The sequence below is a fragment of the Escherichia albertii genome (genome assembly GCF_028622335.1).
GTDB lineage: Bacteria > Pseudomonadota > Gammaproteobacteria > Enterobacterales > Enterobacteriaceae > Escherichia > Escherichia albertii.
In genome coordinates, this window is the sequence record NZ_CP117569.1 from 58349 (window position 1) to 76945 (window position 18597).

An 18597-nucleotide genomic window follows, 5' to 3' on the forward strand; every position below is an offset into this window, starting at 1 on the left:
AGGTAAACAGGATGACTAAAAATACTCGTTTTCCCCCGAAGTCCGTCAACGGGCGCCCCGTATGGTGCTAGAAAATCAGGGCGAATATGACTCACAATGAGCAGCAATTTGTTCCATTGCCACAAAGACTGGCTGTACGCCGGAGGCTCTGCGTGTCTGGGTTCGACAGCATGAGCGGGATACCGGGTGCGGTGATGGTGGGCTCACCACTGCTGTACGTCAGCGCCTGAAAGAGCTGGAGCGTGATAACGATATCCTTCGTCAGGCTTCCGCTTATTTTGCGAAGGCGGAATTCAACCGCCTCAGGAAAAAATGATGCCACTGCTGGATAAGCTGCGTGAGCAGTACGGGATCGGAGCGGTATGCAGTGAACTGGCGCTGACATACTGGCTTTACGCAGTGTGCATAAAAAAATCAGGAAACGAGTGAGCGTTTCCTGATTCTTACACAGCCACTGGATCGGTCAACTGATCCTTAACTGATCGGCATTATCCGTAAGCGGCTCGCCAGAACCGTATTGATATTTACTGAGAGCTCAGATCAACTTTCCAGGGCAACAGATCGCGTACCCGGTTTGCCGGCCAGTCCAGGATATGCTCAATGACGTAACGCAGCCATTTTTCTGGCTCCACATTGTTCAGGCGGCATGTGCCGATCAGCGAGTACAACACCGCCGCATGTTCGCCACCGCTGTCGGAACCAGCGAACAGCCAGTTTTTCCGGCCTACGGCCACTCCCCGTAAAGCGTTCTCTGCGATGTTGTTGTCGATTTCCACCTGGCCATTACTGCAGTACACGTTCAGGCCCTCCCACTGTTTCAGCAGGTATGCGAACGCTTTTGCCGTATCTGAGTGACGCGACAGTGTTTTCATCTGGGTCTGTATCCAGTCATACAGTGACTGCATCAGTGGCGCAGCTCTGGCTTTTCTTGCTGCCAGACACTGTTCTGCTGAACATCCCCGGACTTCTGCCTCGATGGCATACAGTTCACCGATACGCAGCAGGGTTTCCGTGGTGATATCGGTTGGCGCTCTTGCATGCACATCGTGGATTTTTCTCCGGGCATGGGCCATACACGCGGCTTCCGTTATTCTGCCGGATTCGTATAACGCCCGGTAGCCACCGAAGCATCGGCCTGAAGCACTCCGCTGTAACCGGACAGGTGATTCTGTGGATGTATGCCTTTCCGGTCCGGGCTGTACGCGAACCAGACCGCCGGGGGCATTTCCGAACCGGCGTTGCGGTCATCACGGACGTAGACCCACAGCCGGGCTGTCCGGGTTTTACCGCTGCCCGGCTCCTGGACCGGGACGGGGATATCATCGGCATGGACTTTACCGGGCATCAGCACATACTGGCGCAGGACGTCATACAGCGGCTCCAGCAGTTCAGCAACGGCACCGGTCCAGCGACCCAGCGTGGCGCGGCTCACCTCCCCCCCTGACGACGGTATATTTCTGACTGGCGGTATAACGGCAGATGGTCTGCATACTTCCCGGTGACGACATGGGCCAGAAGCCCCGCTCCGGCATAGCTGCGTGCAATGGGTTTTGAAGGCACCGGCGCCTGCACGATATGGTCACAACGGCAACAGGCCAGTTTCGGACGTTGTGTTTCGATAACCTTAAAGGCGCTGCTGATAAGCTCCAGTTGCTCTGACACATCACATCCCAGAGAACTGAGTTCGCCACCACAGGCCGGGCAGCATTCCTCTTCCGGCCGGATAACCCGGGTTTCACGGGGAAGTGAGGCCGGTAACGGTTTACGGGCTGAAGACTGGCGCAGGGGAGATGGCAGTACCGGGTCATATTGCTCACCCAGCGTTTCCGCCATTTCTTCCTGAAGTGCGCTGATTCGCTCCTGTGCTTCCTGTATCTGCTGTTCGGTTTTAGCGCGAAGTTTTTCTGAGCTTTTACCGAACTGCATACACTGCAGTTTCGCAACCAGCGCCTTCAGCCGGTTGATTTCGGAAGCATAAGCCGCCACCCGCTGTGAGAGCAGGCGGTTGTATTCAGCCATCTGGCGGATGGTGTCCTGTTGCGTCTGCAACAGTGCCCGCAGGCGGGCGTTCTCATGAGCAAGTGAGGTGTCCATATCCTCACTTTACAACGGGTTATATGCAGATTCCAGCGCGTTCCGTTCGTTTCGGGTGCTTCCAGTTGATACCTTCAAGAAGCATGGATAACTGAGCCGGAGTAAGGTGCACCTTGCCGTCACGGGTGACCGGCCAGACGAAGCGGCCCCGCTCCAGGCGTTTGGTGAAGAGGCACAGTCCGTCGCTGTCAGCCCACAACACTTTTATCTGGTCACCCCGGCGTCCGCGGAAGATGAATAGATGCCCGGAGAACGGGTCATCCTTCAGGACGTTCTGAACTTTTGATGCCAGGCCGTTAAAACCATTTCGCATGTCGGTGATACCGGCAACCAGCCAGATACGCGAACCGGCAGGGAGAGATATCATCAGTGGCTGCTCCCTTTCATTTCACGGATAAGTGTCTGTAATAACGCCGGCGTCAGTTCACCTTTCAGCCTGAGAGTTCCGGCCGGCAGAACCAGCTCACAGCACAGACTGTCTGGCGGTGTATTTATCTGTTCAGGTATCTGCACTGGTGCCGGGATTTTATTATCCGGCTCCGGCGTTAACGTCACGGGAAGTAGCGATGGTTCATGTTCGCCGGGCGGCTGCAGGCCGCCGTTACGCCAGAGATGCCGCCAGTTAAAGAGCAGGTTATCGTTGATTCCGTTCTCACGAGCTATTTGTGCGACACAGGCACCGGGTAAAAGAGTTTGCTGAACAAGTCGCCATTTAAACTCCGGTGAAAATCGGTTCCGGCGGGATTTCTCTGCTTTCACTGGCTGAGCCACAGTCGGGGTTGAAGGATATCGCCCCGGGAAAAGAGCCCGGGCCAGTTGCCCGCAGGAATATTTACCAGAAAGAGGTCAGTCAGTGAATACCTGGTGAAATCGCCTCACCAGAGAAAAAATGGCGGTTTTGCTGACACCAGTCTGCGCAGAAATGCGCGGGTACGACAGTGACTCGTCAAATCTCAGCTGTAGCACACGCAGGATCAATTCCGGATTATCTGCCAGTACCGCCTTTCGTGCATTCATCTTAAATGTCCTTTTACTGTGAAAATGGACATTAGTATCGGAAACAGGAAAGGAAGGCGAAAGACGGTTTAAATGAGACGCTTACCGACAACATGCCTCCCTGCAGTAACGGAAGAAATCCCTTTTTTGATGCAAATACAGCAATACAGGAAAAAACATCTGTTCTGAAAAAGCGGGGTGAACAAAGTTTCCTGAATTAAGATGGTGCATAACATCACGCAACAGCGCCGAATGCGCAAATGACACCCTGAGATATTCCGGTGAAGCAGAGGTATCGACACTGTACATGCCAGCGTAACTCTCCAGATATCGGTGAACAGTATGTTCATCCACGCGAACGTCGGTGATATATGCCGTATGCGGCAGAAAATCATCACGGTCCGAATCATCAATAAGCAGTACATCATCTTCAGAAAGGGGGAGTAATTTCCCTGCCAGATGCAGGGATAACGTCCTGCCGGCCAGTACAACAGAACAGACAAAAATCATGTTCACTCTGGAACAGTGACAGAACATCAGAAAAAGATAACACAAGTACGAAAAACATGACCGTGCCGGCCAGCAACCACTCATCGGATTTCATGAAGGTTATCGTTATATTAAATTAATGTTGTACCCATTATGGGTACGCAAGAAGCACACAGAAAAAAGCAACAAAAAACAGAACTCAGATCAAAACGCAAGTGGTTCCCCCTTCCTGAAAGGGGGTTTTTTGTTTATTGCTGCCTGCGACGCCGGAGGTTTTCGTACCGCTCCCGCAGGACTCGTTCCCCCGTCTCTGCCCGCACCCGGGCATGATATTCCTGCTCCCCGCGTGCATGTAATTCGCGCTGCACCGCCAGTGCATTCACAACGCCAGCCACGCAGAAGATAACAATGAGCAGAAACAGAACTGTCGAAAAAAAACACATATCCGGTACTCCCTGAAAACTCGGTTCCAGTACCGGTATCATGCTGTTTTCACCACGACCAGGCAATTATCCGGTGAAGCGACTGTTTACCAGAATCTGGCGAAGTACACTGTTCAGAAAAAGCGTCTTCCGTGCCCGTGTGGCAGCCACATAGAGCAGGTTGAGTTCATCCCGCTGTTTCTCTTCAAATTCCTGCACATTGTCCGGTCCCGTGCGTATTCCGCTCTATTCGATCACGGATTGGCATCGAAGTTCGATCAGCGATTCGCATCCATTCGATCAACCGGGAACTTAACTTTTTCTACCGCTTTTTAACTCGTTTTTTCGCTGCTTTCCACTGTCGGGGGATTTTTCCTCAGGGACTCTCCCTGAAGGACCACTCTGTGTGAGTTATGTACCAGTCTGTCCAGGATGGCATCTGCTGTTGTTGGGTTCTCCATCAGACCATGCCATTTATCTACCGGGAACTGGCTTACCACTATCGTGCTGCTTTGTCCGTAACGATCCTCTGTGATCTCCAGAAGGTCATTACACTGGGCGTTACTTAACTGTTCCAGCCCCAGATCGTCCAGGATTAGAACCTGTATTTTTTGCAACTGTTTCAGATATTTCAGCCAACTGCCATCAACACGTCCCTGAGCCAACTGTTCCAGTAATCGCCCGGTTCTACAGTACCGGACGCTGTATTTCTGTCGACATGCCTGTTCGCCCAGCGCATTGGCTATCCAGCTCTTACCGCATCCTGTCGGACCGGTTATCAGTAGGTTTTTCCTGTGGATTATGTAGTGGCCGTTCAGCAGTTCCCTCATCTGTTCAGCCCGCAGACCTCTTGAGGCCGGATAACGCAGCCCTTCCGGTGTTGCCTGATATTTCAGGCAGGCATTTTTTCTCAACCGTGCCACACGACTGTTTTCTCTGCTCAGAAGCTCGTCATCAACCAGCAGTGTCAGCCTTTCCTCGAACGACAGTTCGTCGTAAGTCTGAGGCGTTTCCCGTTGCCGTATCAGGCTCCCGGCCATCGCCGGGAGTTTCAGTTGGGTCAGTTTGTTTAACAGATTATCACTCATACGGTTGTTCCTTCTGTCAGTGGTAGTAGCCAGGACCACGCAGGTTTTCATGCTCTGAAGCATATGCCGGATGTTGTTCGCCCTGGCGGGATAACGGAAGCTCAACGTTATCCCGATGATGACGCAGCAGATTGTCGATAAAGCGTCTGTCCGGGGCGTTATAGTGCAGGGCAACGTAACAGGCCTTTTCCAGCCGTTCCGGGCCGTATTTTTTCTGAAGTGCCAGCAGACCCAGGACTGCACGGTAAGCCAGCTCCGGATGGGGTTTGGCTTTCAGCATGGATTCAACCACCCGGCCTGTGGACGGACCTGTACGGTTTCCCTGCTCGATAAGGCGTTCCGGTGTCCATGTCCCATGCCGCCGGTGGCGTTCTGGCATGTGAAGCGGATTGGTTGTGTGTTTATATTCATGTGTGCTGCGCGGATGTTGCGCCACACACTGCCCCTTGTGCCAGAGCTGTACCACCGACTGCCCCACCTTCAGTGACAGACGCTGACCGACCAGTTCGTGTGGAACGGAGTACCAGTGACGGGCATATTCAACGTGGTAGTCAGGGCCAACCTTCACGGCTTTGTATTCCGTGTATTCATAAGGCTCCAGAGGCAGCGGAGAGAGTGCTGGTGCATCCAGCATGCGGAAGCGTTCTGCGCGGGTTTGATTACCGTATCCCTTCATTGGTCGGTTATTCATGTCCGTCAGCAACTCCCGAAGGCGTGCATTCAGCGCCCTGAGCGTGTGGAAGGTTTCATTACGGATGCGGGCAAGAAGCCATCGCTCGACGATGAGGACGCCGTTTTCTGCTTTTGGTTTATCTTTAGGTTTGCGCGGGCGGGCCGGGATAATAACCGTGCCATAGTGCTCAGCCAGCGCCTGATAACTGTCGTTGATGACAGGCTCATAGCGATCGGCTTTTTTCACTGCGCTTCTGAGGTTATCGGGGATGAGCAGCTTCGGTACGCCGCCCAGGAAGGTCAGGCAACGGCTGTGGGCATTTAACCATGACATCATGTCCTGACCTTCGCACGCTTCAACATAGGTATAGTTGGACGCCCCCATTACAGCCACGAAGATTGCCACGCGGCGTATCTCTCTGGTGTCCGGATTAATAACAGGGACCGTAGGACCACAGAAGTCGATAAAGAGCTTTTCGCCAGCACGATGCTCCTGTCGCATGGAGAGGCGTCGCGTTTTTTTCCACTTCCGGTAGCAACGGCAGAAGTGTGAGTATCCCATCGCTTTGTCACCCGCCTGTGCCTTGTATTCCATCCACAACAGTTGGCGCGTCACGCCAGGTTTTCTCATTTCCGTATCGAAGTACAGCATGTCAGGCATAACAAGCTCTGACGCAGAGGTGTCTTTGGGCGGGAAAATGAGTTTCTCCAGCGTGTCATGGGATATATCCGCAGGTAATGGCCATGACAGAGAAGAGGCTTTGAAGCGGGCAAGAACCTCAAAAACGGTTGAGGCGCTGATGTGTAACGTCAGTCCGATACAACGGTTAGTCAGCTTCTTATCGAACTTGAGCTGAAGGATCTTAAAACAAGTTTCCATAGTGCTCCTGGATTTTCTCTTTTTGGACATTGACGTCTCCACTGGTTTAAACACGGCAATGGAGACTGTGGTGAAAAGAGTTAATTCCCGGAGTGACTGGCGAATTCCAATCAATGATCGGAAGTATGCCAAATCGTGATCGATTGTGATGCCAAACTGTGATCGGAGATGGATGCCAAATCATGATCGATTCGAATGCCAAACTGCGATCGATTCAGATGCCATTTTGCAGTCCCGGCTCCCGGATTTTTTCCGTCATCCCCACAGAAAACCACCACAGGTCCAGCAGGCGTGCAATCGGCCAGGCATTCATGCCGTTGATCCAGTATGTTTTCTGCTTCCTCCGGGCCGCGTGAAACGCAGCACCAATCACGCCCATCATCTTCCGGCACAGCACCGCACAGTGAGGTATATTCCTCTCTGGTTTCAGCAACAGACGGTCATCACCGCCAAGCCCACAGACTTTTTTCGTCTCTCCGTCCAGAGCCAGCACAGCATTTGCCACATCTGCTACACAGGGACCGAAACGGAAACTACCGGTGAGCCATAGCCTGTCAGCTTTGGCCAGAGAGGGAGAATTCAGCGCATCCACGGCACCCCGCAAGCGGTAAATCTGTTGATGTTGAGCCCCCACCATCACCAGCGTTCCACGGTGGCGCAGGACCAGGTCGGAGATCACCGGACTGGCGTCCTGAGCTTCATCAAACAGGATTTCATCGTACTTTGCGGATAGATCCGGCTGTGAAAGCTGGTACAGCTTCAGATACAGATCATGAACGACCGGAAAGTCATCACTGCGGTCGCACATTCTGTGCCAGAGACGCACGGCCAGCGGCAGCACCTCAGACAACGTCGTATCCGCACTGTTCATGAAAGCCTGCAGGGTTTCCCTGACGGCCACAGCCAGTGGCCACTGGCGCAGTAAAAGCGCCCCGGCGATATCAGTAATGCCCAGGGAAGGCACGAGACGGTGGGAGTAATGTGTCACGAACGGTGCAAAAGTGGTTCTTCCGCAACCTGGGTGGAAGAAAATGGATGAAACTTTCTGGTGAATAAGGATCTAAGCTGTTTTAAGTTATGGGCAACGCAATGCAGTCTCTTAAGACACTTCTACAGTTACCTTGCGGATGGCGATGCAGTCGACTAATTATTACCTCTGATGGTATAACCCTCCATCTCCGCGGAAAACGCAAAACGGACAATGTCCTGAATGCCTTAAACGCAGCGATTCTGTTCATAGTTGTCGTCGGCGCCGGATACAGCATCTACCCTGCTCAGGGCAGACACTATGGCTTGTATTTTCCGTCCGCCACTGCTACTGCCGTACCCCTGCTTGTTCACGTAAAATTTTTGCCAAATTGCCTCCCCCCTTTGCCGGTTCACACCTGCAGTCTTCACTGGCGTTACAAAATTTACAACACCAACCGGGATTAATAGCCGGAGGTGAAGCTGGAAAACGGGCAGCAACGGCAGTGGGTCTCTGTTACAGTGCAGATACTCTTCTTCGCAGGGTTATCAATACCCCGGAGACGAAACAGTCAGGCACGCCCCATGTCGGTATTGATGACTGAGTGTGGCATTGGGGCCACCGTTACGGTACGTTAATCGTCAATCTTGATACTCACCGTCCCCTCGTCCTGCTTTCCGGTCGCGATCAGCGTACGCTGGCGACCTGGTTCAGCAAATATCCGGAAATACAGGTGGTCTCGCGTGATCGCAGTGGAATCTATGCGACAGCAGCACGTGAAGGTGCTCCTCAGGCCAGACAGGTGGCCGACCGATGGCTCCTGCTAAAAAATATTGGCGATGCGCCTGAACGAATGATGTACAGACATATATCTCTGATACGTCACTGTTACCAGTGAGTTGTCACCAAAGAAATCACCTGAGCCAGAACTGTCTGTGCCTGCGGCATCGCTCCGTCGTTCAGAACGCCTTAAACAGCAACCCCGCCCAAAACGGCATCAGCGTTGGACAGAGGTTATGGCACTGCATAAAAAGGGAGGTAGTTTCAGGGAAATATCCCGTATTACAGGCCTGTCGCGAGTGACAGTCAGTCGCTGGGGGCGTTCAGGAACATTCCCTGAAATGTCAAACCGGCCTCCAGAGCGAGGGCTTCTGGCCCCTAGGAGAGAGTGGTTAAAAGAGTAACGAGAAAGTGGTAATTATAATGTCAGCCGGATATTGCGGGAAATGGTGCCCCGGGGGTTTACAGGCAGTGAAACCATCGTCAGGGATGCTGTTGCCAGATGGCGTAAAGGCTGGATCCCACCGGTGACTACTGCCGCCAGACTTCCTTCAGTGTCCCGGGTAAGCCGCTGGTTGATGCCTTGGAGAATAATCAGGGGTGAAGAAAATTATGCTTCCCGATTTATTAGTCTGTAAGCGTAAACCGACCACCGTATGTAGCCATTAAGCCAGTATTGGTAACGTAGGTGCCCACCTTTTCAAACTAGTGGACGCCTGTTATGGAACAAAAAACATTATCCACAGCCCCCCCCCGCAAATCATTTTCAAATAATTTGAAACTTCAAATGGTTAAACTGGCTTTGCAACCAGGAGCCTCTGTTGCCCGTATTGCCCGGGAACACGATATCAATGATAACCTCCTGTTCAAATGGCTCAGACTCTGGCAGAACGAAGGGCGTGTTTCTCGGCGTCTTCCGGTAACGACCTCTTCTGACACTGGCGTTAAATTATTACCTATAGAAATAACGCCGGATGAGCAGAAAGAACCTGTGGTGGCCATTGAGCCATCTTTATCCACTTCCACTCAGACCAGAGTCAGTGCCAGCTCCTGCAAGATGGAGTTCCGTCACGGTAACATGTATTAGCTCAGACCTGATCTGACAGTTACCGGTTATTTATACAGGTATCTGTCAGATTACATCTGGCTTAAATTTTTCTCGGCCCAGATGCGCTTTCCATCAAGTAACGTTTCCATTGGCGTCCGTCCATTGCACATTTTTCCCTGATGGGTTCGCTCATTATTATAGTGAGCCAGCCATTCATCAAGATCCGACTGTAATGTATCAAGATCGCCGTACAGTTTTTTACGGAACGTTACCTGATAAAATTCGTTCAGGATTGTTTTATGGAACCGCTCGCAGATGCCGTTGGTCTGCGGAGACATCGCCTTTGTTTTCGTGTGTTCTATATCGTTTATTGCCAGATAAAGCTGATAATCATGCTGCTCTACTTTGCTACAGTACTCTGTGCCTCTGTCGGTCAGTATTCTCAGCATCGGCAGGCCCTGAGACGCATAAAACGGCAGTACACGATCATTCAGTAAGTCAGCCGCGGTAATCGGTGTTTTGGTGACGTAAAGCTTACAGGGAGCCACTTTCGAGTACGTATCAACGAACGTCTGCTGATAAATACGCCCGACACCTTTCAGGTTGCCTACATAGAACGTGTCCTGCGAACCCAGATATCCCGGATGAGCCGTTTCGATTTCGCCACAGGCCTCGTCATCACTGGCTTTACGCTCCAGTGCTGCGATCTGGCTGTCAGTTAGCTCAATGCCATCACGGGCTACTTTTTCTTCCAGTGCTTTCAGACGTTTTTTGAAATTCTCAAGGTTATGGCGTAACCAGACAGAACGGACAGCACTGCCGGAGATAAAAACGCCCTGTTTACGCAGCTCGTTGCTGGTCCGGTGCTGACCGTGTGCCGGGAAAGCGACGGCGTAATCAACAACAGCCTGTTCAGTTGCCTCATCGGTACGGTTCTTAAGGTTAGGAGCGCGGCGACTACGATTAATCAGCGCATCCACACCGCCTTCATCGACCAGTTCGCGGTAACGATAAAACGTATCACGCGAAACGCCCATGATTTTACAGGCTTTTGATACGTTGCTGAGTTCTTCAGCCAGATTGAGCAAACCGGCTTTGTGTTTGATAACGGGATTGGTAGTATGAAGCATGAGAGTTACCTCGTGTTTTGTATAAGGATTCGACACCCATATCAAAACCGGTAACTCTCAACCTTTCAAGGCTCAGTGTCAGATCAAGTCGCGACTAATACAACTCATTCGATACACGTAGTAAATACCAGTGGACAAATAGCTTCGGGAACTCCTTCCTTACCAGCGTCGGCTTTCGCTGAGCCTTCCGGTTCGAAAGTCTGTATTTAGACTGCATCCACTTGAGCAGAAGTAACTGCATTGCACTCCACAGCCGATAGCTGAAGTTTCTGGACCAGAACTTTCCGTAGTACTCGACCCAGTCTCTCACTATCGCATTGTATCGCCTCGCAAAATACAGCAAACTCTCAGCTGTTAATTGATGTATACGCTACTTCTTGATTGTTCCTGTTATTTTGCGTATTGCTGCATTTGACGCACCCGGCATACATTTTCGGTACAATTCGCCTTTGAAATTCTTCAGCGTACACACTTTAAAGTCATATCTGAGAAAGGGTAGTGCATCCAATTAGTAGAACATGTGTTTTTCGATAAACGCTCCGATCACTTTTTCGTTGTTCTTGCCTCCTTATCTCCAGACAGGGATTGTATCTTAAGTTAACGTTACCCGCTGACGTCGATATTCTCGCGGAGAGCGATAACCCAACGCACTGTGCGGATGGTTTTCATTGTAATGTTCGATCGCCACTGCAAGATTATGCAATGCCGTTCTTACATTCGGTTTCGGCATGAACGCGATGTAGTCTTCCTTCATCGTTTTCACGAACCTTTCAGCCATTCCATTACTCTGAGGGCTGCTGATTGCCGTTGTGCAGGGCTTCAGATTCAGCTCTCTGGCGAACTGCCCTGTTTCATGCGCTCTGTACGCTGAACAGCGTATCTGTCAGCTACTGGATGGACTGTTCCGGTACTTTATCGCCAAAGCGTTTTTCTATCGTTCCTAACATCACATCCTGCACTGTCGCTTTATCGTAACCTCCCGTGCTTGCGGCCCAGTCTATGGCTTCACGATCGCAACAGTCCAGGACGAACGTAACACGCAGTTTTTCGCCATCAATAAAAGTTGCTTTTAAGGTTCTTTTATGGTCACAGTTAACCTTCATTGTCCCCGTTGCTAGTTAGTTCAGGTTTACCGTCACGGGAAGCCCTCAAAATGACATGATTGATTCCCCGTGACAGTCAGCGCTGTTTCAGCTCACTTACTGTTTCCAAGCCCGTAAATCGGGAGTTAAAGGCCAAATCACTGAAATGGCTTTCTGACCCTTTTAGCATCGGTATGTTGACCACTGACGAATGGGGTAGTTACATCAGAGACTTACCGAAGAAGAAGCCTCTGACTGGTAAGATTTTTACTCAGCGCATTGAGCGCAACAACCTGCCCATGATAACTCGAATCAAATGTCAGGAGCGCAGAACTATCTGTTTCTCGCGCTCTGTAGAACTTCATGAAAAAGTTATAGGTCTATAAATAATTCCTAGGTATATTGATTATTATTACATTTCATAGTCCCTGTTTTAATTCAAGTATATTATCAATCATACCATTTTCAATTGTCACAACTTTATCTGCTAGACTAAATGACTCCTCTTTATGGCTTACAATAATTTTTGTGCACTTGAGCGATGATACCGCCTGACTAATCTGATGTTCAGATTCAGCATCAAGATTACTTGTTGCTTCATCCAGTATTAATAATTGAGGGTTTCTGTGCATAGCCCTTGCCAATAATATCTTTTGCTTCTGCCCGGCTGATAGTACATTATTAGAATCACTTATTGTTGTATGATATCCCATAGGAAGACTTTCTATTACATCATGAATACCAATCATTTTGGTTAACTCTATTACATCTTTTGATGGACTGGAATCATTAAAGGTAATGTTATATATTATCGTCCCATTTAATAATGAGTCCCCTTGCAGAACGGCCCCTGTTATTTTTCTGACATCGATGCAGCTTTTGTTTATACCATTTTCCGTAATGGATATGTGCCCACCAGATATATCAACTAGTCCTAAAATAGCATTCAGCAACGTAGTTTTACCACATCCTGACGCCCCTTTGAGTATAACAGTCTCTCCAGGCATAATTTTAAAATTAATTTTATTTAATATATTGCTTTCTTTATCTGGATGCTTAACTGAAATATTATTAAATTCAATACTTAGAGGCGACGGTACTTTTTTTGATATATCAGCAGTGATTGGTTCATAGTCAGCATCAGAGATATCAGACACTCGAGAAATATGAATGCGGATAATTCCCATCTGCACAAAGAAATCAATTAGACTAATTGCTCTTCTGCTAAACTGCTCAGAGTAGGAGATAAACGCAATAAGCATACCAATCGTAAATGAAGACTTCATTACAAATATCCCACCAAAGTAAAGTATACATATATTTTTCACTGCAGATATTATTCTGTTGGATGAGGAAAAAATAATATTTAATATATCCATCTGTGTTTTAATGTTGACTCCTTCAATTAAGTTGTCAGCATATTTTCCGGACGCCATGTATTCATCAAAGTATAGTTTTATAGTTTGGTTATACTTTATTGCCTCTATTAATGCGCTTTGTTGTTGCGCTTTTATTCTTATTGTGCCAAGATTGAAATACTTCACAGCCCCATAGTATAAGCTTTTCAGTAAGAAATAAATACCTGTAGAGAAGACAACTATAAGCGTCAACTTTAAACTGTATGTTAACATTATAATAAGAGCACCTATAGCCATAAAGAAGTCTAAAAGAGATGTCATTGTTTTTGATATAATTACATTCCTGATATATTCCAGTGAGCTAAATCTTGATAAGATATCCCCGGCGCTTCTGTTAGAAAAATAATTTCTTTTTAAGATCACAAGTCTGTTATAAAAGTTAATCCCCCATTGAGTGTTTATGTTTGCATTAAGCCAGATTATTAACCAGTCACGTGTAGCAACAACTCCCGCATTAATTACATTCAAAAACAAATAAAATGTAATTGCGGTCAGTAATAATTGGTAATCTGAATTAACAATAACATTGTCCAATATTAGTTGAATTATCTGTGGTAATGTTATATTTATAACTTCTGACAGGAGTATAAGAATAAATAAGTATATAAAGTTTTTACGACCAAGAGATATAGCCATAAAAAAATAATACACAACCCTGTTTTCTTTGAAAGCTCTTTTTTTTTCAGATACAATCCTGTCATTGTATACTTCAACTGCGATACCAGTAAAAGAATTATTTAGTTCTTTCAAAGATAAATATCGAATGCCTTTTTCAGGATCATGAATTATTAATTTATTTTTTTTCTTGCCAACCAGCAGGACAAAGTGATTCATATCCCAGTGCAATATTGATGGGATACTTAATGAATTTATCTCATCCAGTTCGAGACGAACTGGTCTCGGATTCATTCCAAGTGTGCGTAAAGCAGACACAATATCATTTACGGACCAGAAACTTTTATTATGATTTGATTTTTTAATTAAATCATTAAATAAATGCTCCTTGTTATAATAATCTGCTAACATTTTTATGCATGTTAATGCACAATCTTTATCCTCATTTTGAAAGTGAAGAGGGAATTTTTTTCTGATGCTAAAATTAAGTTTGCTTATATACATTAAATACTTATCCCAATTTCATTTTTAAATAATGAAGAGTATAACCATTTAAATATAGTTCTTGTCTCTAATGGTATATTAGCTTTGAGTGTCATGTCAGGTATTAATTTTATATTGTTATTGCATTCTATCTTCGCCATGGCTATATATGATGGAGTATTAATTTTTACGTTAAATTTATTATATATATTCTCAATGCTCAACGGTATATTTGATATGTGTTCTATTTTCCCGGTTACTACACCGAAGCGTTGATAAGGATAAGAGTCGATATGCAAAGTTATTTTGCTATTTAATTTTACCCTCCCCACTATATCTGGAGAAATAAATATGATCGCATCATATTTCGAATCGTCAGGTATTATCGAGAGTATATACTCCCCCTCCTTTACCTGAGCGTTTTCTTGCTTATTTATAGATGTTATTGTTCCTTGAACTGGAGATGTTTGCGTATATTCATATTTTTCAGTATTATTATAAGAGTTTATCATATTGTTAATTTCTTTTTCCTTGTTGTTTGATTTTGAATCTTCTATCTTTTCTTCTAAACTGGATTTCTGTATTTTTAAATCTGTTATTTTTTCTTTTTCTTCATGAATGGCTTGCTGCAAAGATGATTGTTGAAGTACGCTCTCCATTAGTTGAGATTGTGCATTATTTTTGTCAATAATAGTCACAATCTTATTTTTATACGCTCTTTCCAGTTTATTATATACTTCTTGATTAACGTTCAAAGATGATGTAATTAGTTTGTTTTGAGCAAGTAATGTTGTTAAATTATTGTTTTTAGATTCAATCTCTGCATTTACTAAATCTAATTGTTTCTTATAAGAGGAAATTTCATCTTCATTGCTTTTATTTATAATATTAGCGCTTTCTCCCAGTAACTTATCATAGCTATCTTCATTATTTATATATTTACTACTGGAATGGCTTGAGTTGACCATAAAAAGAACATCACTCTTATTTATATGCATACCATCAACTACTTTGATGTTCTTGATTATTCCATTTCTGTCGCTACTAATAGAATAGGTTCCTTTGTCTGGATATATAATACCTAATGCATTATATCTCTGAGTGTAATCAGAAACCGAAAGAAACAATCCAACTACGGTTGCGATAAAAAAGAATAACCATATCAAATATTTTACTTTTGTATTTTCAGGTAGATATAAATCCCCAAAAACATCCTTCCTTCTTTCTCTGCAAGTATCCATAAGACTTATTTTACTTCCCATTATCAACGAACTAAGCCATACTGTCTGGCTAATCTATATAACAGCATGCTTTTATGAAAATAATACAATTGCAACTTTGTTTTTTAATGCATTGCCAGTTATAACTCCCGATTATGAATCTCTTTATTATGAGACAAAACTGATAACATACAGCTAATAACCATGCATACATAAGAGAAGAGTTATTTCCAAACCCAATGATTTGGGGTATGCAAACCATCATATAAACTTACAGAATTGATAATAAATTAACAAAAAGAATAATGCAATTCAAACTGGTGTTATGGCCGATTTTATTTTTACACTCTCACAATCTTTATATTCTGAAGAGGGCGGAAACTAATTTTAAGCTTATCAAAAGGATTATTAGTACACCTGTGCTTCTAAAAGTTCTGTTTCAGATTACTTCTCAATCTGGGCTGATGAACTGGCATTCCAGCTTGGAAAAAAAGCTACAACTTCCCAACCACAAGCAAGTGTTAAAGCTCCTATCTAATATGGTACTGTGATTTCTGAAACGAAATCACAGTACCTTTTATAAAATGGCTATATTATTAATATACTTAAAAAGTACTATTTCACCCTAAAACATACTTTCCTTGTGTTACATCGTAATGATAAGCTCCTTCTCGAGTACTATTCTTAATAGACTCCAATGCATTATGTTTAGTTTCTTGATCACTTGAATGAACATTCTTTATATCTTGTTCCATTATATACTCATAGAGTTTATGTGTATCAGGCTCCTTAAGTGCCTCTTGAGTGACTGTGCCATGTTCGGGGCTTCCACCTAAAGCTTCAAATTTATTTTCTAATGGATCAAAATAAACTCGCCCATCATTTTGTAATGCATCAATGGCTTTTTCTCGGTCACTATCGGTTATTTTTTCACTTCCGCTATGTGTCTGTAATTCATGCATATAATTATTTGCTATATCTACATCCATATGTAATACATCTTGATCTGTCGTATATTTTGATACTGTCGGGCCTTTTTCTTCAAAAGCCCCAAGAGCCTCTGCTAAGGACAAGGCCCCTTCAGATGCATGGGTGGCTTCAACAATGCCATCAATAACAGTTTCTAGTGCTTCACCAAGGCCAACACCACCACCATAAATATTTTTACACTCTTCAATAGTTAATTCTCTCATAATAACATGCTCTCACAGATAACCAGAGAACTTATCTTTACTCATGCACCGAGGTTTATATAATGTTATTTTGTAAAAAAAAATTTTTTTTTAAATAGCATGTTACATAATTTTTTGTATCGCTTTTGGTAAATTGATGATGCCTCATACTGAGGCTGTTGGTAGTGCATCCAATTAGTAGAACATGTGTTTTTCGATAAACGCTCCGATCACTTTTTCGTGGATAACTGAGCGTGAGACGCAGATTGTTTTACGAGCCAGCCGCTTAATGCGGGTGCGTAGCGTCAGATTATTACGCTCAATGCGTTGGGTGAATATTTTGCCGGTCAGATGCTTATTCTTCGGCACCTCCCGGCCATAGCTGCCCCAGTCATCGCTGGTCAGCATGCCGATGTTGAAGGGTGTAAGCAGTGCCAGTAGCTCCCGGCACGTTTGATCGGTTCGGGGACCAAAAGTGTAGGCCAGTACACCGCCTGTTTTGGTGTTGTACGCGTACCTGAGCCAGTGTTGCCGGGCTTTACTGCCAACGTAGCTCCATTGCTCATCAAGCTCGCAGATAAGCGCCACATCAGCATGGGCAACAGGTGAAGAAGTTATTCGCTTTGGCGCGAGTTTTTTAAAGTCCGGATGACGGTGTTAATACCAATTTTCAGTGTCCTGGCGGTATCGCGACCCCCGGCACCATTAAAGGCCATTTCAGTGATCAGCTCTTTCATTCCCGGCTTACGTGCTTGATAAGTATAAGTGAGCTGAAACACACGGTGGCAGTCACGGCAGCGAAATCTGTCACGGCCTTTAGGGTTCTGACCATGGCGGTAAACCCGAGCTGAGTATCACAACACGAGACATTCCCCGCGTAATCTTTTGGGTAATTCGCTGAAAAATGGTGGAAACCTCATTTTGCAAATGTCGATTCCCCAACAGTCGATCCACCCGCTTTATTTTGTTTTTAACTGATGCCGTATCGGTTAAATGACGCCCGATACTGGTAAGTGTGAGGGAAGCGCCATTTATTACAGCATTAGTTGCGTCAATCAGTGATTTTTGACGGTAAAGATGCAAAGGGGCCAGTATGTTGTTAAGGAAATTTTGGCATAATGAACGTGCAGGCATAGTGGTGATCTCCTTGAAATTGTTAGCACAATCAATTAGATCACATCTCACTATGCCTGTCTTGTTTTCTGGGGATTCCTCAGCGGAAGTCCCCGCTTTCCGGAAGTGTGAGGTACTTCAGGGGCAGACACCCGACATGCCAGAAACAGCGGTCCCGTCCGGGGCCGGCATCCTGATTAAGGCATTTCCAGCTTTTCAGTCATTTCATTATCAAAATCACATTAAACGGTCGTAATCAGACATGATTTGTGCGCCAACACAGATCATCGTCACAACTTTCAAGTCGCTGATTTCAAAAAACTGTAGTATCCTCTGCGAAACGATCCCTGTTTGAGAATTGAGGAGGCGAGATGTTGCAGACAGAAAATACAGTGACTTCCTCATCTGGCGCAAAACGAGCATACAGAAAGGGTAAACCTTTGAGTGAAGCAGAACGACAGAGAGCAGCTTCTGCGCGCAAACGATCTGTATGTAAAGAGATCAAGGTTTTCGTCAGACCAGAGCTAAAAAACTACCTTACCAGTCTGTGCGCAGAGGAAGGGGTAACTCAGGCAGAGTTGATAGAAAGGCTTATCGAGAAAGAGGTCTGTCACCGGAATATGATGTGATGGGATCACATTCTTGCTAGTTTTTTCTGTCAATGCTAGATTACTGATCGTTTAAGGAATTTTATGGCTGGCCACACCATAAGGTGGCAGGGAACTGGTTCTGATGTGGATGTACAGGAGCCAGAAAAGTGAAAACCCCGATAATCTTCGACAAGTTTGGCGACTGAGAAGATTACCGGGGCTAACAAGAAACCGCATAGAAGCTGTTGCTCTATGCGGGGAGTATAGTTATATGCCCGGAAAAGTTCAAGACTTCTTTCTGTGCTCACTCCTTCTGCGCAGCATAAGTGCAGGATGGT

The 18597-nt window shown here is 46.0% G+C and carries 12 protein-coding genes, 10 pseudogenes and 1 other annotated feature; of the genes and pseudogenes, 5 read left to right on the top strand and 17 right to left on the bottom strand.

The window, feature by feature from the left end:
• Nucleotides 1–11: 11 nt before the first annotated feature.
• Nucleotides 12–381: pseudogene (locus PS053_RS22945) on the top strand (transposase); the annotation flags it as partial.
• Nucleotides 271–381, top strand: a sequence feature (AL1L pseudoknot). Its footprint overlaps the pseudogene before it by 111 nt.
• Before the next feature lie 143 nt (nt 382–524).
• Here the strand turns inward: PS053_RS22945 and tnpC are convergent.
• The 9 genes and pseudogenes from tnpC to PS053_RS22990 form a co-directional block, all read right to left on the bottom strand.
• A pseudogene (gene tnpC, locus PS053_RS22950) lies at nt 525–2094 on the bottom strand (IS66 family transposase).
• 19 nt (nt 2095–2113) lie between these two features.
• A complete protein-coding gene (tnpB, locus tag PS053_RS22955; RefSeq protein WP_064160280.1) occupies nt 2114–2461 on the bottom strand; it encodes an IS66 family insertion sequence element accessory protein TnpB in 348 nt (115 codons plus the stop codon).
• Nucleotides 2461–3111, bottom strand: a pseudogene (gene tnpA / locus PS053_RS22960) (IS66-like element accessory protein TnpA). Before tnpA ends, tnpB begins: the two are co-directional and overlap by 1 nt.
• Nucleotides 3112–3192: 81 nt before the next feature.
• Complete coding sequence (locus PS053_RS22965) at nt 3193–3600, bottom strand: hypothetical protein (RefSeq protein ID WP_256878400.1); 408 nt, start codon at nt 3598–3600, stop codon at nt 3193–3195.
• Nucleotides 3601–3827: 227 nt separating this feature from the next.
• Nucleotides 3828–4064, bottom strand: a complete 237-nt coding sequence (locus PS053_RS22970; RefSeq protein WP_273775018.1) for a hypothetical protein — start codon at nt 4062–4064, stop codon at nt 3828–3830.
• A 24-nt stretch (nt 4065–4088) separates the two neighbouring features.
• On the bottom strand, nt 4089–4220 hold the full coding sequence (locus PS053_RS22975) for a hypothetical protein (RefSeq protein ID WP_273775146.1): 132 nt from the start codon (nt 4218–4220) through the stop codon (nt 4089–4091).
• A 113-nt stretch (nt 4221–4333) separates the two neighbouring features.
• Nucleotides 4334–5089, bottom strand: coding sequence for an IS21-like element ISSso4 family helper ATPase IstB (istB, locus tag PS053_RS22980; protein WP_001282649.1), 756 nt, complete (start codon nt 5087–5089; stop codon nt 4334–4336).
• Between the two features lie 16 nt (nt 5090–5105).
• Nucleotides 5106–6641, bottom strand: a complete 1536-nt coding sequence (istA, locus tag PS053_RS22985; protein ID WP_256878094.1) for an IS21-like element ISSso4 family transposase — start codon at nt 6639–6641, stop codon at nt 5106–5108.
• A gap of 214 nt (nt 6642–6855) precedes the next feature.
• On the bottom strand, nt 6856–7629 hold the full coding sequence (locus PS053_RS22990) for a UvrD-helicase domain-containing protein (RefSeq protein ID WP_273775021.1): 774 nt from the start codon (nt 7627–7629) through the stop codon (nt 6856–6858).
• A gap of 89 nt (nt 7630–7718) precedes the next feature.
• Here PS053_RS22990 and PS053_RS22995 point away from each other — a divergent pair.
• A pseudogene (locus PS053_RS22995) lies at nt 7719–9023 on the top strand (ISL3 family transposase); the annotation flags it as partial.
• An 86-nt stretch (nt 9024–9109) separates the two neighbouring features.
• Nucleotides 9110–9263: pseudogene (locus PS053_RS23215) on the top strand (transposase); the annotation flags it as partial.
• Between the two features lie 262 nt (nt 9264–9525).
• Here the strand turns inward: PS053_RS23215 and PS053_RS23005 are convergent.
• From PS053_RS23005 to PS053_RS23015, 3 genes and pseudogenes are all read right to left on the bottom strand, one after another.
• On the bottom strand, nt 9526–10566 hold the full coding sequence (locus PS053_RS23005) for an IS481 family transposase (RefSeq protein ID WP_256878404.1): 1041 nt from the start codon (nt 10564–10566) through the stop codon (nt 9526–9528).
• A 94-nt stretch (nt 10567–10660) separates the two neighbouring features.
• Nucleotides 10661–11059: pseudogene (locus PS053_RS23105) on the bottom strand (group II intron maturase-specific domain-containing protein); the annotation flags it as partial.
• A 99-nt stretch (nt 11060–11158) separates the two neighbouring features.
• Nucleotides 11159–11621, bottom strand: a pseudogene (locus tag PS053_RS23015) (integrase core domain-containing protein); the annotation flags it as partial.
• A gap of 113 nt (nt 11622–11734) precedes the next feature.
• On the opposite strand from PS053_RS23015, the pseudogene PS053_RS23020 reads away from it, so the two are divergent.
• A pseudogene (locus PS053_RS23020) lies at nt 11735–12034 on the top strand (IS1 family transposase); the annotation flags it as partial.
• Between the two features lie 33 nt (nt 12035–12067).
• Here the strand turns inward: PS053_RS23020 and PS053_RS23025 are convergent.
• The 5 genes and pseudogenes from PS053_RS23025 to PS053_RS23045 all read right to left on the bottom strand — a co-directional run.
• A complete protein-coding gene (locus PS053_RS23025) occupies nt 12068–14092 on the bottom strand; it encodes a peptidase domain-containing ABC transporter (protein WP_420703705.1) in 2025 nt (674 codons plus the stop codon).
• Between the two features lie 92 nt (nt 14093–14184).
• Nucleotides 14185–15405 carry an HlyD family secretion protein gene (locus PS053_RS23030; RefSeq protein ID WP_273775025.1) on the bottom strand — a complete coding sequence of 407 codons (1221 nt, stop codon included), beginning with the start codon at nt 15403–15405 and terminating at the stop codon, nt 14185–14187.
• Between the two features lie 599 nt (nt 15406–16004).
• Nucleotides 16005–16577, bottom strand: coding sequence for a hypothetical protein (locus tag PS053_RS23035; protein WP_256878408.1), 573 nt, complete (start codon nt 16575–16577; stop codon nt 16005–16007).
• Between the two features lie 174 nt (nt 16578–16751).
• Nucleotides 16752–17407, bottom strand: a pseudogene (locus PS053_RS23040) (IS1 family transposase); the annotation flags it as partial.
• Nucleotides 17397–17690, bottom strand: a pseudogene (locus PS053_RS23045) (IS4-like element ISEc60 family transposase); the annotation flags it as partial. The pseudogenes PS053_RS23045 and PS053_RS23040, both read right to left, overlap by 11 nt.
• Nucleotides 17691–18040: 350 nt before the next feature.
• Here PS053_RS23045 and PS053_RS23050 point away from each other — a divergent pair.
• Nucleotides 18041–18298, top strand: coding sequence for a replication regulatory protein RepA (locus tag PS053_RS23050; RefSeq protein ID WP_256878409.1), 258 nt, complete (start codon nt 18041–18043; stop codon nt 18296–18298).
• The last annotated feature ends 299 nt before the right edge of the window (nt 18299–18597 follow it).

Excerpts from the sequence above, each read along its gene's own strand:
- tnpB (WP_064160280.1), bottom strand. The coding sequence starts at position 2,461 with ATGATATCTCTCCCTGCCGGTTCGCGTATCTGGCTGGTTGCCGGTATC.
- PS053_RS22965 (WP_256878400.1), bottom strand. The coding sequence starts at position 3,600 with ATGATTTTTGTCTGTTCTGTTGTACTGGCCGGCAGGACGTTATCCCTG.
- PS053_RS22970 (WP_273775018.1), bottom strand. The coding sequence starts at position 4,064 with ATGATACCGGTACTGGAACCGAGTTTTCAGGGAGTACCGGATATGTGT.
- istB (WP_001282649.1), bottom strand. The coding sequence starts at position 5,089 with ATGAGTGATAATCTGTTAAACAAACTGACCCAACTGAAACTCCCGGCG.
- istA (WP_256878094.1), bottom strand. The coding sequence starts at position 6,641 with ATGGAAACTTGTTTTAAGATCCTTCAGCTCAAGTTCGATAAGAAGCTG.
- PS053_RS23005 (WP_256878404.1), bottom strand. The coding sequence starts at position 10,566 with ATGCTTCATACTACCAATCCCGTTATCAAACACAAAGCCGGTTTGCTC.
- PS053_RS23025 (WP_420703705.1), bottom strand. The coding sequence starts at position 14,092 with ATGTTAGCAGATTATTATAACAAGGAGCATTTATTTAATGATTTAATT.
- PS053_RS23030 (WP_273775025.1), bottom strand. The coding sequence starts at position 15,405 with ATGGATACTTGCAGAGAAAGAAGGAAGGATGTTTTTGGGGATTTATAT.
- PS053_RS23035 (WP_256878408.1), bottom strand. The coding sequence starts at position 16,577 with ATGAGAGAATTAACTATTGAAGAGTGTAAAAATATTTATGGTGGTGGT.
- PS053_RS23050 (WP_256878409.1), top strand. The coding sequence starts at position 18,041 with ATGTTGCAGACAGAAAATACAGTGACTTCCTCATCTGGCGCAAAACGA.